Genomic DNA, 12,555 nt, shown 5'->3' with positions numbered 1-12,555 from the left:
ATGCCGTGCAGGTTGGCCATCGCGGTCTCGTGGCGGATGATCACGCCGCGCGGGAAGCGGGTACTCCCGGAGGTGTACTGCAGGTAAGCGATGTCGCCGGCCGCGACCTGCGGCAGGTCGATGGCCGGTACGTCCAGGGCATAGAACGCGTCCGGGGTGGCGACCATGCGCACCGACAGGCCCTCGCTCGCTTCCTCGAGGAAGCCGAGATAGCCCTCGGAGGCGACGGCGACGTCGGCATCGCTGGCCTCGAGGAGGCGGTGCAGCTGGGCAACGTAGGCCTCGTGCGCGCCGATTTTCACGGAGGCGGGCAGGGCGACGGGAATCAGGCCGGCGTACTGGCAGGCGTAGAAGAAGCGGACGAAGTGCGGGTCGGTCTCAGCGACGAGCGCGACGCGATCGCCCTGGGAGAGGCCCAGGCCGAGGAGCTGCCGGGCGAGTTCCCGCGCCTGCGCACGCAGTTCACGGTAGGTGAGACGGTCATAGATGCGGCCGCGGCCATTGAAGAAGTTGCAGCCGGTTTCACCCTGCGCGGCGTAGTCCAGGGCCTCCGTCAGCGTGGCGAAGTCGGCCGGCCGGAATGGCAGCGATTGTTCGGTGGGTGTGGATGAAATGTGCAACGATCCGTCTCCCTTCGGTCTTGACTCCGTCTCGCAGCGCCGTGGTGCGGGCGCCGGCGGGGCGTGCTGCCGCAATATCCCTCTGCCGCTGCGTTCCCGCGGGAGCACAGCGTCATAACACTTCGTTTCGGGAGGCCATGGTAGCATTCCGCGACGGCGCGGAAACAGGAAATAATACCAAGCCAGTCAATAACCTATCTCGTTCCGGGGAAGCTCTACTTGAACTTCTCCGGCGGCTTTCCCCCGGCCCGGCAGCCCCCTCTCGAGCCGCCGGCAAACACCGGCGGCAACGCGATAAGAGCCTCTGACAACACCGCTGCCGGGAAAGTTCCGGGGCCGGCGGCAATTCGTGGCGCTGGCGGGTATACTCGCCGCCTCGGCCCGGCGGGGCCGGTGGACAGCGGGCGACAGGGAGAGGCGTGTGAGCGAGCAGAGACAGGCAGATGACCGGTCCCTGACCGTGGTGCCCCTGGCGGGCCCCCGCGACCTCCGCCGCTTTATCGACCTGCCGCGCCAGCTCTACGCTGACGATCCCTGCTTTATTCCGCCCCTGGCCTTCGAGCAGCGCCAGCGTTTCTCGCCGAAGAGCCCCTATGCCGCGCACGCCCGTTGGCAGGGCTGGCTGGCCCTCGCCGGCGATCGCCCGGTGGGCCGCATCACCGCGCAGGTCGACCGCCTGGAGCGCGATCCGTCGCTCGGCTACTTCGGCATGCTCGAGGCCGATCGGCCCGATGCGGTCGGCCCGCTCGTCGCGGCGGCCTCGGACTGGCTGCGCGCCGCAGGAAAGACGCGGGTGCGCGGGCCCTTGAACCTGCATATCAACGAGGAAGTCGGGCTGCTGGTGGAGGGCTTCGACACTCCGCCGGTCGTGCTCATGGGCCACGGCAAACCCTGGTACGACGCGGCGCTTCGTGCGGCGGGCTTTACCGGCGTGAAGGACCTGCTCGCCTACCGCACGCGGCCGGACTTCGAAGCCCCGAAGGTCATGACGCGGCTCGCCGAACGCGCCTCCCGCCGGGTGACCATCCGCAGCCTGCGCCGCCGCGACCTGGCGCAGGAAGCCGAGACCATGCGCCGCATCTTCGACGACGCCTGGGCCAACAACTGGGGCTTCGCGCCGCTGGACCCCGCCGCCTGGGCCGATACGGTGAGTACGCTGGCCAAACTCCTGCCCGAGGACTACATCCAGTTTGCCGAGGTCGACGGCGAACCGGTCGCCTTCATCGTCGCCCTGCCCAACCTGAACGAAGCCGCCCGCGACCTCGACGGCCGGCTGCTGCCCTTCGGCTGGCTCCGCTTTCTCTGGCGCCTCAAGGTCAGCGGTGTGTCCTCGGCGCGGATCCCCCTCATGGGGGTGACCCAGGCCTACCAGCACTCCCGGCTCGGGCCCACCGTGGCCTTCATGATCATCGACGCGGTGCGCCAGGCGCTGCACGGCCGCGGCGTGACGGAGGTGGAGATGGGCTGGATCCTCGAGGACAATGCCGGCATGCGCAACATCATCGAAACCATCGGCGGCGAGGCGTACAAGCGCTACCGCGTCTACGAAAAGGACCTCTGAGCCCCATGCCCTTCGACCCCGGCCAAGATCCCATGACCGCCGTCGTCCTCGCCGGCGACCGCAGCAAAAGCGATGCCCTGGTGGAGCGCTCCGGCGCCGGCGCCAAGGCACTGCTGGACCTCGGCGGTGAACCCATGGTGCTGCGCGTGCTGCGCGCCCTCGGCGAGGCCCGCGCCATCCGCCGCGTGGTGCTCGCCGGCCCGGAGCGGGAGGCGGTGGACCGGGCGCCGGCCCTGGTGTCTTACCTCGACGGCGCGGCGGTCGAGTGGCAGCCGCCGCGCATGTCCCCGAGCACCAGCGCCTACGAGGTGATGCAGGAGATACCGCCGGAGGAGCCGGTACTGCTCACCACTGCGGACCATCCGCTGCTCACCGCGGAAATCGTCGATGCCTTTGCCCGGCAGAGCCTGGCGGACGACGTCGACGTGACCGTGGGCCTCGCGCCGCACGCCGTGGTGCTCGAGGGCTACCCGGGCATCCGCAAGACGGTGCTTCGCTTCAGCGATGGCGAGTTCTGCGGTTGCAACCTGTTCGCCTTCCTCACCCCCGAGGGGCGCCAGATCGCCGCCTTCTGGCGCAAGATCGAGCAGCAGCGCAAGAAGCCCCTGCGGGTCATCGGCATGCTCGGCTGGTGGGCGGTGATCCGCTACCGGCTGGGCATCCTGCCGCTGGAGGAGGCGCTCGCCAAGCTGGGCAAGCGCCTCGGCCTGCGCATCCGCGCCGTGGTCCTGCCCTACGCCAATGCGGCTATCGACGTCGATTCCATCGCCGATCTCGATCTCGTCAAGACCACTATCGACCGCTGAGGCGCCGGGGACAGCCCCGGCCCTCACGGACATCCCCCCGGAGTAGTAGTGCCCGCGGGCGCGCGCATGCGCTACGCTTGGGCGACACGGCGAAAATTCTGCGGGAGGCCCGCCCATGACCTCGGTACCCAACACGCGCCCGGCCCTGACCCGGGCAGAACTCGAGGCCCACTGGATGCCCTACACGGGCAACCGCCAGTTCAAGGACGACCCGCGCATGATCGTCGGGGCCGAGGGCATCTACTACATCGACGACCGGGGCCGGCGCATCATGGACGGCCTCTCCGGGCTCTGGACCTGCGGCCTCGGCCACAACCGGCCGGAGATTGCCGAGGCCGTCTACCGGCAGCTGAAGACCCTCGATTATTCACCGGGCTTCCAGTTCGGTCAGCCGCTCTCCTTCGAGCTCGCCAATGTGCTGAAGGGGCTGACGCCCGCCGGCCTCGACTACGTCTTCTTTACCAACTCGGGCTCCGAGTCCGCCGACACGTCTCTGAAGATGGCCCGGGCCTACTGGCGGGCGAAAGGGCGTCCGGAAAAGACCCGGCTCATCGGCCGCATCAAGGGCTACCACGGGGTGAACTTCGGCGGTATCTCCGTGGGCGGCATCGGCGCCAACCGCAAGATGTTCGGCCAGGCGGTCGAGGCGGACCACCTGCGGCACACGCTGCTGCCGGAGAACCGCTTCTCCCGCGGCATGCCGGAGCACGGCGCGCACCTCGCCGATGAGCTGGCGGACCTCGTCGCCCTGCATGACGCCAGCAATATAGCCGCCGTGATTGTCGAGCCCATGGCTGGTTCCGCGGGGGTCATTCCGCCCCCGGTCGGCTACCTGGAGCGCCTGCGCGAACTGTGCACCGCCCACGACATCCTGCTCATCTTCGACGAGGTGATCACCGGGTTCGGCCGCTGCGGCGCCATGACCGGCGCGGAGGCCTACGGCGTGGTGCCGGACATCATGAACGTGGCCAAGCAGATGACGAACGGCGCGGTGCCCATGGGTGCGGTGATCGCCAGCAAGGCCATCTACGACACCTTCATGGCCCAGGACCTGCCGGATCACGCCCTGGAATTCGCCCACGGCTACACCTACTCCGCACACCCGGTGGCCTGTGCCGCCGGCCTCGCCGCCCTCGATCTGCTGGTGAAGGAGAAGCTGCCGGCGCGGGTGGCCTCCCTGGCGCCGGTGCTCGAGGACGCGATCCACGGCCTGAAGGGCAAGCCGGCGGTGGAGGATATCCGCAACTACGGCTTCGCCGCCGCGCTCACCCTGGCGCCGAAGAACGGCGACCCCACCCGCCGACCCTTCGAGATCGCCATGCGCATGTGGGAGAAAGGCTTCTACGTCCGCTACGGCGGCGACTGCATCGCCCTGGGGCTGCCCTTCGTGATCGAGCCGGAAGAGATCGAGCGCCTGGTCGGCGCCCTTGGCGAGGCGCTCAGCGAGAACGGGTGACGCCCAGGTATCGAAGTCCTTTTGCCTCCTCAGTTGCCGTTTCGTTTATTTCGACTATCCTTTGGTGCATACTCGGCTCGCGCTCAGTGGGCACTGGCGCCTGAAGGAGATCCATGATGACGGCACACAATGTTGTTCACCTGCCGACTCCCGATGAAATGGAGGAGGCCAAGGCGTCCAGCCGAACCCTGGCCAAATATGCAGATGCCGACCGAGTGCACATGACCTTGCGCGGCAGCAACGGCGAATCGGACGAACTGGTCCTGCCAGGTCACGTCCTGCAAATGTTGCTGACGGTGCTTTCGGAAATGTCTCAGGGCAATGCCATCAGCCTGATACCCAGGCACCAGGAACTCAGCACCCAGGAAGCCGCCTCACTCCTCAATGTGAGCAGGCCCTTCGTGGTAGGGCTCCTTGAGAAAGGAGAGATTCCCTACCACAAGGTGGGTTCGCATCGCCGAGTCCGGCTCGAGGATGTGCTGGCGTACAAGGAGAGCGTCGATCGTCAGAGACTCGAGGCTCTGGACCGGTTGACCGATCTATCGCAACAGGATGACATGGGCTACTAAGCGGCGGTGTCGAAGTTCACTGTCGTCTACGACGCGTGTGTCCTGTATCCGGCACCTTTGCGCGATGCTCTGCTAAGACTCGCGCTCACAGATCACTTCAAGGCTCACTGGACTGACCGCATTCATGACGAATGGATTACCGCGTTAGCCCGTCAGGGTAAACACCAGCGACAAAAACTGGAGCAGGTGCGTGCTCTGATGGACCTGCATGTTCGTGATGCGCTGGTCACCGGCTACGAACCCTTGATCGATACGCTGGATTTGCCCGACCCTCATGATCGGCATGTCCTGGCTGCTGCCATCCGATGTAATGCCGATGCAATCGTTTCTTTTAATCTGAAGGATTTCCCGGCGCATGCACTGGCACCCTGGGGCATGGATATACTGCACCCGGATGATTTCACCTATTACCAAATTGATATGGTGCCGGCGGTCTGTTGCGAAGCGTTGCGCCGGCAACGACTTGCATTGAGAAACCCGCCGCTTTCGGTATCAGACTTCCTGGCGACGCTGCAGAAGCAGCAGCTGCCACAGACTGTTTCGAGGCTCCGGTCTTTCGAGCAGTTTCTCTGACGCTAGTCCTGCTTACCTTGCATTCGTGGAGTTACGTTCCCGAAATACAAGGTTGAACTGCGGCTACGAGGCAGGAGTGGGGTGTTGAGGCAAAACGTGATCGAGCCGGAAGAGATGGCGCGCTCAGGGTCAGCGCCTGAGCGTCCGGCTCTCCTCCGCCAGCGTCGTCACCGCCTCGTCCCCCGCCGCAAAGCCGCGGGTGGTGATGGCGAGCTTCCAGCCGTTTTCCTCGCGCGCCACCGCGAAGCGGTGATAGGCCGCCGCCGGCTTGTCGCCGCGGCCCGCCGCGGAGGCCGAGGGTGCCGCGATGACCGGGGCCACGCCGTCCACGGTTTCCAGCTCGTGGCGCTGATCCCGGTGGCCGTGGCCGTGCAGGATCAGCTCCGCGCCGCCGGCGGCGATCGTCCCGGCCACCGCCGCGTGGTTCACCAGGTGCTTGCGCCGCGAGTCTACACCGGCGAGCGGGCAGTGATGCAGGTACACCACCCGGAACAGGCCGCGCGCCCGGCATGCGGCGAGCAGGGCGGGCAGGCGGGCGAGCTGCGCGCCGTCGACGCGTCCGCTGGCCAGCCCGGGCGCGGTGGCCACGGCGCTGTCGAGGCCGATGAAGGCAAGGTCGCCGCGCACCCGCAGCGTGGGGTAGCCGGGGCCGTCGTCCCCGGCCAGGTAGTCGCCCCAGTAGCGCGCCTGGTAGTCGAGGCTCGCGGGCACCGTGGCGTCGTGGTTGCCGGGCACCAGGGCGATCCGTTCCGGCGGTGCCAGGGTGGCGAGCCATTCAGCGGCCGCCTGAAACTCGCGCTCCAGGCCGATGTGGGTGAGATCGCCGGTGATCACGATATCAGGGGCGCCTGCATCGGCGAAATCGGCGACCAGTGCGTCGAGGCGCTCCCGCCGGTGCTCCAGGCGCCGGCGGCGGCGCCAGGAGAGGTAACCGAGGAAGCGCTTGGAGAACAGTTCCCGCGCCGACACCCCGGCGAGGGACGTCAGGTGCAGGTCGGAAAGGTGGATGAAGTCCCGGGTCACGGGGGCGGCGCGCCGCTCAGTGGATACGGCGGATAATGCCGCCGAGGGACGCCAGCTTGTCGTCGATGCCGGCGTAGCCGCGGTCCAGGTGATAGACCCGGTCGATGGTGGTTTCGCCGTCGGCGGCGAGGGCGGCGATGACGAGGCCCGCGGAGGCGCGCAGGTCGGTCGCCATCACCGGTGCTCCCTGCAGCCGCTCCCTGCCCTGGACGATGGCTGTGTTGCCCTGCAGGTCAATGCTCGCACCCATGCGCTTCAGCTCCGCCACGTGCATGAAGCGGTTCTCGAAGATGTTCTCAACGACCGTCGCGCTGCCCTCCGCCAGGGCGTTAACCGCCATGAACTGGGCCTGCAGGTCCGTGGGGAAGCCCGGGTAGGGTGCGGTCGAGATATGCATGGCCCGGCAGCGGCGGCCGCCGCTGTCCAGGGTGATCCAGTCATCGCCCCAGCTGATGTCCAGCCCGCTTGCCTGCAGCTTGGTGAGCACGTGCTGAAGGAAGGAGGGGTCCGTGCTGCGCAGCGTGACGCTGCCGCGGGTGGCGGCCGCGGCGGCGAGGAAGGTGCCCGTCTCGATGCGGTCCGGGGGTACCCGGTGGCTGGCGCCGGTCAGCGCCGGCCGGCCTTCGATGCGCACCACGCTGGAGCCCGCGCCTTCGATGCGCGCGCCCATGGCCGTCAGCAGCCGCGCGAGATCGCCGATCTCCGGCTCCATGGCGGCGTTTTCAAGCACGGTTTCGCCGTCTGCGAGGGCAGCGGCCATCATGAGGTTCTCCGTGCCCGTGACCGAGGGCACGTCGAAGGCGTAGTGGCAGCCACGGAGGCGTGCAGCCTCGGCCTTGATATAGCCGCTCTCGATGCGGATAGCGGCGCCCATGGCGCGCAGCCCCTCGATGTGCTCGTTGACGGGCCGGGAGCCGATGGCACAGCCGCCGGGCAGGGACACGTCGGCGCTGCCGAAGCGGGCGAGGAGCGGGCCGAGGAGGAGGATGGCGCCGCGCATGGTCTTCACCAGCTCGTAGGGGGCGCGCACGCTGTGCACGGCAGCAGCGTCAATCTGCACGCTGGCGCCGTCGCGCTCGATACGGCAGCCGAGGAGCTCGAGGAGTTTCAGGGCGGTGTCGATGTCGCGCACGGCGGGCACATTGCTCACGCTGAGCGGCGTGCTGCCGAGGAGACCCGCGGCCAGGACCGGGAGCGCGGCGTTCTTGGCACCGGCGATGGCCACCTCGCCGGCGAGGGGGCCGTTGCCGGTGATGAGGAGGCGGTCCATCAGGCGGCGTCGGGGGTGACGAGTCCCGCATCGATGAGGCCGCGGTAGGCGTCGATGATCCGGTCGACCTGCTCGGTACTGTGGGCCGCGCTCATGCTGTTGCGCAGCAGGTAATTGGTGCTCGGCGAGGCCGGCGGTACCACGAGGTTGACGTAGACGCCGTTGTCGAAGAGCTGCTGCCAGGCCGCCATGGCCGCCTCGCGGTCGGAAAACTCGACGGCGACGACCGGGCTCGGCGTCGGCCCGACGGCCAGCCCGAGGGCCTTGAGCCCGTCGTAGAGACGCCGCGCGTTGTCCCAGAGGCGCTCGCGCAGCTGCGGCTCGTCGCGCAGGATCTGCAGTGCCCGGCGCGTCGAGGCGACGACCGAGGGTGTGGACGACGCGGTGAAGATGTAGGCGCGAATGCAGTAGCGCACGTCCTCGAGTTCCGCGTGCGGGCTGACGCAGAAGCCGCCGATACCGCCGAGGCTCTTCGAGAAGGTGCCCACGGTGAAGTCCACCGCGTCTTCCACGCCCGCGGCCTCCGCCGCGCCACGGCCGCGCTCGCCGAGCACGCCGAGGGAGTGCGCCTCGTCGACCAGCAGCATGGCGCCGTATTCGCGCTTGAGCTCGGCAATCTCGGCGAGCGGGGCGATGTCACCGAGCATGCTGTAGATGCCCTCGGCGACGATGAGCGTGTTCGCCGCCCGGTCGCCGAGGCGGCGCAGGCGCTTGGCGAGGTCGGCGGTGTCGCTGTGCCGGTAGCGGATGACCTCCGCCCCGGAGAGCTTGACCCCCGAATAGATGCTCGAGTGGCTGTCCGCGTCGAGGAGGATGACGTCGCCGGGGCCGGCGAGGGTCGCGCAGGTACCCATGGTCGCGGCATAACCGGTAGAGAAGCAGATCGCGTGGCCGACACCGTAGAAGGCGGCCAGTTCCGCCTCGAGGGCCTGGTGCTCGGCGAAGCTGCCGTTGGCGAGGCGCGAGCCGGTGGTGCCGGTGCCCCAGCGGCTGGCCGCCGCCCGGGACGCCTCGATGCAGCGCGGGTCCGCGGACAGGCCGAGGTAGTTGTTGGTGCCGGCCAGGATGACCCGGCGGCCCTCGACGACGCCCTCGGTCGCCGAGACGATCTCGTCGGTGACGGCGCCGAAGGCCTTCAGCCTGCGGTCGCGGAGCTCCGCCTGGAACGCCGCCATTTCCTTGAATTTGTCCAGGAGCATGTGCTTGCCCTCGCTGTGATGCCCTCGATGGAGTGAGGGGGCGCCGGGCGGCTCAGGGGTTGAGGTCGCGGATCTTCTGCGCGAGGTCCGCCACGGTGTTGACGTCCGGCAGGATGTTAAGCGGTATCGAGATGTCGTAGTGGTCCTCGATCTGCTCGATGACCTCCATGACCTCGAGGGAACTCAAACCCAGGTCGGCGACCAGGCCCGTGTTCTCGTTGATCATCACCCGCTTACGGTTGTACTTCTGCAGCAGTTCACACAGGAACGCGAGGCAGCTCTGGTAATCGGCCACGGCCGTCCTCCTTGCGCGGGCGCCGCCCAGGCGCTAGATTCCGGCGCACTATACCCATGGACTCCCCCCAATGCCAGCCATTTGGTTGATCGACGCGTACCGGGCCGGTGAGCGCGGGCAGGTGCGCGCCCTCGCCGAGGGGACCGCAGCTGCCCTGGGGTGGCCGCTGGAGACGATCACCCCCGAGTACCGGTCCTGGGCGCCCTGGCCGCACCTGTTCCGGCGGACCTCCCTCGCCGGCCTGCGCCGCCGCTCCCGCCGCGTTTTCGCGGCGCCCTGGCCGGGCCTCGTGATCACTGCGGGGGTGCGCAACGAGCCTCTGGGGCGCTGGCTGCGCGAGGCGTCGGGCGGCCTCACATGCTATGTGCACGTGGGTAAACCCTGGGGCAGCCTCGACGACTTCGACCTGCTGGTCACCACGCCCCAGTACCGGGTGCCGGCGCACCCGCGGGTGCTGCACAACGAACTCACGGTGCACGGCCTGGAGGGTCAGCGCCTGCAACGCGCCGGCGAGACCTGGGCGTCGCGTTTCGCCCCGCTGCCCCGGCCCTGGATCGGCGTGCTCGTCGGTGGCGACAGCGGCCCCTACACCCTGGGCAAGCGCGCCGCGTCGCGTTTGCTGGAGCAGGCGGTGGCCCGGGCCCGCGACTGCGGCGGCTCACTGCTGGTGACGACGAGTGCCCGCACACGCCCGACGGTGACCGAGGTGCTGGAGCGGGGCCTGTCCGGCAGCGGCGGCGTGCACACCTGTCCGCATTTCCTGCACCGCTACGGCGCGTCCCCCGACAACCCTTATGCGGGCATCCTCGCTCTCGCCGATGCCTTCGTGGTCACCGGCGACAGTATCGCCATGCTGTCGGAGGCCTGCGGCACCGGCCGGCCCGCGGCGCTGTTCGACCTCGGCGGTATGCGCCGCGATGCGGGCGCAGCGGCGGCGGCGACAGGCCCGGTGGATCCGCGCCTCGGCGCGGCGCTGTACCGCCTGCTCATGCGCTGGTTCCCGCAGCCGCTCAGTCGGGACATCACCCTGGTGCACCGGGCGCTGGTTGAGGCGGGTCGCGCCGAGTGGCTGGAAGACGTGGGCCCGGTGGTCGCAGCGCCCGGCGTACCGGCTGCGGCCCGCTCCGCCGACCTCGAGCGCGCCGTGGCGCGCATCTGTGAAGTGGTTTCAGAGCAGCGGGCGTAGCACGGGCCCCTAGCCCGTTTCGCTCACCGATTTGAACCCGGGCCGGTTTTTGGGTCTTGCTTTCGCGTTAGCTGGAAGGTTTTCGCCGATGAGAAGCGGGGCAGGCCCTGGCGAGGGCCCGATGCCGTGGTTTACGAGGTTCCAGAGCCTCACAGCATGTCGTTTTTAAGGGTTTCAGTGTCTGTCGGGCGAGGCGAACTCCGCCAGCCAGCCTGACGTTACGGTGTTGTAAGCCGTTGCAGGTTCAGCCTGGAGGCGCCCAGGCTGGATAGCGCCGGATGTTCGCCAGGATTTGCGCGATGTCGTTGGCGTAGGGATACGTCTCCGAGAACGAGAGCCAGACCTTGCGCACCGAGATCCGGATGCGGGCACCGATCTTCAACAGCTTTAGCCGGATCGTCGTGCACTGGGCTTTCTCATGCCGGGTGTCTTTGAGCCCGAGACGACGCAGGCCGTACATCCGGACGTAGGCGAACGACGAGAAGTACAGCCGCAGCTGATTGGCCCGCATCGTCGCGGTACTCGTGCGATCGGCAAAGAGGCCGAGCTGCTGCTCCTTGATCCGGTTCTCCATCGCACCGCGCACGCAATACAGCTGTTCATAGAGGCGCCGGGCACCGGCGCGGCTCACGGCCAGATTGGTCACGACGAAGCGGGGGTTCTCCTTGCCCGGTAGCACTTCCGCCTTGCCCACCACCCGCCGTTCGCAGGACCAGGATGTGCGAGTGCGATAGCGGAAGTCTCGGAACCGCCGCGCCGCTTTGCCCGTGCGCTCATGCTCTTCACGCGCTTCGTGCATCGCGCTACCCAGCGCTCGATGCAGGCGCTTGTTGCGTGCCAGTCCCAGCACATAGCCCACGTTGTGCTCCTCGCACCAGCTCATGATGGCGTCCCGGCAGAATCCGGAGTCGCCGCGGATCACGATTCGTGTCTTCGGCCACCGAGCCCGGATCTGCGTGACGATCCGCTCGAGTTCTTCAACACTGCCGGCGGCGCCATCCTGATTCGACGGGCGCAACCGGGCACACAGCAGGTGCTCACCGCAGAAGATGTACAGCGGCAGGTAGCAGTAACACCGGTAGTACCCGTGGAAGAAGCGACCTTCCTGATGACCGTGCAGCGGATCATCGGTCGCATCCAGGTCCAGCCAGATCTCCCGTGGCGGCGCCTCGTGCGACTCGAGGAACAGATCCACCAGCAGCCCGTCGAGGACCTCTGGATTGGCCGCGATCTTCTTGTAGCGATCACTCGCAGCCGCCCCCGGCGTACCGAGTTCGAGGCGGTTCAGGGTACTCGACCCTGCCAGCGGGTACCCACGATCGCGTTCCCGGTCCCGGCCCTCACCCGTCAGATCCCGCTTGCCCACCAGCAGCGCCAGCACACTGTCTGCGCGCAATGCATCGTGATCGTTAAGATCTTCATAGCCCAGTGCCAGGCCATAGACCCGCTGCGCGACCAGAGAGTACACGTCGTGCTCGACGCTGTTGGGATTGCGGTAATCGGTGAAACAGGTGGCCAAGCGACGGAGCAGCCCCAGTCGGTGATCCACCTCGCGAAGGAGCAGGCCGCCCCCGTCGGAGGTGATGCGGCCGCCGTCGAAACGGCCTACTACCTCTTGCCTTCCCAACGCGTGAAATTCCAACTGCGTGGGATTACACTCTGTATTCATAGGCCTCTGCTCTTGTTGCTTCGTAAGTGCCTGTCAGCTCTTACTTTATGCAACAGACAGAGGCCTATTTCCATTCTATCGGTGAGATTTACGGGCTGATATGTTTTGACCTGTCAATACCTGGATTCAACTATTCGTTCTCTCAAGCACCTTGGCTCAGGACCTGTCCAGCAGATTGCGACGGTGGATCATGCTGATATACGTGGATTGGTTACCACCTGACTTCACTGCGTCGCGGAGCTGGCCTTTCTCTAGCGTCAGGGATTACCGCCCCGGAATGCCCTGGTGAGCTTCCTGTTGGGGCCGGTGCCAATGTAGCCCGGACAAG

12 protein-coding genes are annotated in these 12,555 nt (G+C 67.4%); 6 read left to right on the top strand and 6 right to left on the bottom strand.

Annotation, left to right across the window (positions count from 1 at the left end):
• Nucleotides 1-620: AMP-binding protein (locus QZ607_RS24735; RefSeq protein WP_295888602.1), on the bottom strand; the 620-nt coding region annotated here is incomplete at its 3' end.
• Between the two features lie 460 nt (nucleotides 621-1,080).
• Between QZ607_RS24735 and QZ607_RS24730 the strand changes: the two genes are divergently transcribed.
• The 5 genes from QZ607_RS24730 (at nucleotide 1,081) to QZ607_RS24710 (ending at nucleotide 5,585) form a co-directional block, all read left to right on the top strand.
• Entirely contained in the window at nucleotides 1,081-2,181 is a 1,101-nt protein-coding gene (locus tag QZ607_RS24730) for an N-acetyltransferase (protein WP_295888600.1), read from the top strand.
• Between the two features lie 32 nt (nucleotides 2,182-2,213).
• Nucleotides 2,214-2,987, top strand: coding sequence for a nucleotidyltransferase family protein (locus QZ607_RS24725; RefSeq protein ID WP_295888598.1), 774 nt, complete (start codon nucleotides 2,214-2,216; stop codon nucleotides 2,985-2,987).
• A gap of 115 nt (nucleotides 2,988-3,102) precedes the next feature.
• Nucleotides 3,103-4,443 carry an aspartate aminotransferase family protein gene (locus QZ607_RS24720; protein WP_295888595.1) on the top strand — a complete coding sequence of 447 codons (1,341 nt, stop codon included), beginning with the start codon at nucleotides 3,103-3,105 and terminating at the stop codon, nucleotides 4,441-4,443.
• A 116-nt stretch (nucleotides 4,444-4,559) separates the two neighbouring features.
• Nucleotides 4,560-5,012, top strand: coding sequence for a helix-turn-helix domain-containing protein (locus QZ607_RS24715; protein WP_295888592.1), 453 nt, complete (start codon nucleotides 4,560-4,562; stop codon nucleotides 5,010-5,012).
• A gap of 6 nt (nucleotides 5,013-5,018) precedes the next feature.
• Nucleotides 5,019-5,585 carry a PIN domain-containing protein gene (locus QZ607_RS24710; protein ID WP_295888589.1) on the top strand — a complete coding sequence of 189 codons (567 nt, stop codon included), beginning with the start codon at nucleotides 5,019-5,021 and terminating at the stop codon, nucleotides 5,583-5,585.
• 129 nt (nucleotides 5,586-5,714) lie between these two features.
• Here QZ607_RS24710 and QZ607_RS24705 read toward each other — a convergent pair whose 3' ends face one another.
• Genes QZ607_RS24705 through QZ607_RS24690 form a run of 4 tightly spaced genes read right to left on the bottom strand, consistent with a single transcriptional unit; the run spans nucleotide 5,715 to nucleotide 9,372 of the window.
• Nucleotides 5,715-6,608 carry a metallophosphoesterase gene (locus QZ607_RS24705; RefSeq protein ID WP_295888586.1) on the bottom strand — a complete coding sequence of 298 codons (894 nt, stop codon included), beginning with the start codon at nucleotides 6,606-6,608 and terminating at the stop codon, nucleotides 5,715-5,717.
• A gap of 16 nt (nucleotides 6,609-6,624) precedes the next feature.
• Complete coding sequence (murA, locus tag QZ607_RS24700; RefSeq protein WP_295888584.1) at nucleotides 6,625-7,878, bottom strand: UDP-N-acetylglucosamine 1-carboxyvinyltransferase; 1,254 nt, start codon at nucleotides 7,876-7,878, stop codon at nucleotides 6,625-6,627.
• Entirely contained in the window at nucleotides 7,878-9,077 is a 1,200-nt protein-coding gene (locus tag QZ607_RS24695) for an aminotransferase class I/II-fold pyridoxal phosphate-dependent enzyme (protein ID WP_295888581.1), read from the bottom strand. Before QZ607_RS24695 ends, murA begins: the two co-directional genes overlap by 1 nt.
• Nucleotides 9,078-9,129: 52 nt before the next feature.
• Entirely contained in the window at nucleotides 9,130-9,372 is a 243-nt protein-coding gene (locus QZ607_RS24690) for an acyl carrier protein (protein ID WP_295888578.1), read from the bottom strand.
• A gap of 70 nt (nucleotides 9,373-9,442) precedes the next feature.
• Here QZ607_RS24690 and QZ607_RS24685 point away from each other — a divergent pair, with 70 nt between their 5' ends.
• Complete coding sequence (locus QZ607_RS24685) at nucleotides 9,443-10,558, top strand: ELM1/GtrOC1 family putative glycosyltransferase (protein ID WP_295888574.1); 1,116 nt, start codon at nucleotides 9,443-9,445, stop codon at nucleotides 10,556-10,558.
• Between the two features lie 244 nt (nucleotides 10,559-10,802).
• On the opposite strand, the gene QZ607_RS24680 is transcribed toward QZ607_RS24685, so the two are convergent.
• Nucleotides 10,803-12,227, bottom strand: coding sequence for an IS1380 family transposase (locus QZ607_RS24680; protein WP_295888572.1), 1,425 nt, complete (start codon nucleotides 12,225-12,227; stop codon nucleotides 10,803-10,805).
• Between the last annotated feature and the right edge of the window lie 328 nt (nucleotides 12,228-12,555).

This window comes from uncultured Thiohalocapsa sp. (assembly GCF_913063425.1).
Lineage (GTDB): Bacteria > Pseudomonadota > Gammaproteobacteria > Chromatiales > Chromatiaceae > Thiohalocapsa.
This window is presented reverse-complemented; position numbering and strand designations above follow the sequence as displayed.